Annotated in this window: 1 protein-coding gene; it reads left to right on the plus strand. The window is 36.5% G+C overall.

From position 1 onward, the window contains the following. Positions 1 to 81 precede the first annotated feature (81 nt). Positions 82 to 1131, plus strand: a complete 1050-nt coding sequence (locus tag BUB12_RS17380) for an IS1595 family transposase (protein ID WP_072892173.1) — start codon at positions 82 to 84, stop codon at positions 1129 to 1131. The last annotated feature ends 75 nt before the right edge of the window (positions 1132 to 1206 follow it).

Genomic DNA, 1206 nt, shown 5'->3' on the forward strand with positions numbered 1-1206 from the left:
GGCTCTGTTAAAGCTAGATGTTGATATTTGACCAAAAGGAACAGATGTTCTATAATAGGCGTAACAATATACGAGTTGGTGATGACCTTGAGAGCAACTGATATCCTTAAAGCTATCCAAAAACTAAATCCAGCAGAGAAACATCGATTACGAGAGTATTTAATTGATGCACTTACTGCATCATCTTCGACAGGAACTGTTCTTCAAGAAATATCTGAGCGTAAAAATAAGAATGGTTATCATTGTCCAGATTGTGAGTCAGAGCATATCGTCCGTTTTGGAAAATATTCGACTATCGTTGACGGAGAAGAAGTGAAAAAGCAACGCTATCGCTGTAAGGCGTGTAAAAAGACATTTACTGACCTTACAAATACAGCCCTATATCGAACTCGTCGTCTCCACCAATGGATAAAATTTATCGAGTGTATGATAGAGGGCTATTCTTTACGAAAATCTGCTGAATTAGTTGGTAATGTTACTCACGTCACTTTGTTCTACTGGAGACATAAGCTCTTAGCATCATTAAAGCAGATAGAAATCCCAAACTTCGAAGGTATCGTTGAAATGGACGAGACCTATTTCCTATACTCTGAAAAAGGGCAAAGAAAGATTAAAGATAGAAAATCACGTAAGCGTGGTGGTTCTGCGAAGAAACGTGGTATTAGCAACGAACAAGTATGTGTATTAGTTGCGAGAGACCGTGACAAGATGACTGTTTCGCAAGTATTAGGAATGGGAAGATTAACAAAAGAGCAATTGGATAAAGCTATCGGTCATAAACTATCAAGCGAGAATATATTATGTACCGATTCGTGGCGTGCCTTTAAGACCTATGCTGCCGAAAAGGGTATGGACATTTATCAATTCAAATCAGATGGAAAGGTTCGAACAAAAGGTCTATACCACATTCAGAACGTTAACAATTATCATCGTAGACTTAAGGCGTGGATTCAACGATTTAACGGTGTTGCCACTAAGTATCTGAATAATTATCTTGCTTGGTTTCAGGTGTTAGAAAGCATTCAACATCAAAGAAATGAAGTAACTATGAACGATTTAATTATTCGGGGGAATCTGATACAAAATTCGGAAACTTATGATACAATTAGATTAACTAAATTTGCGATTTAACGAAAAATCTTATTCAACTAACGGAGCAGAAGAGTTGAAGAAGAATTTCTAATAAATAAATCCGATTTAATTTAA

It is taken from the genome of Ornithinibacillus halophilus (genome assembly GCF_900129485.1).
Lineage (GTDB): Bacteria > Bacillota > Bacilli > Bacillales > Amphibacillaceae > Ornithinibacillus > Ornithinibacillus halophilus.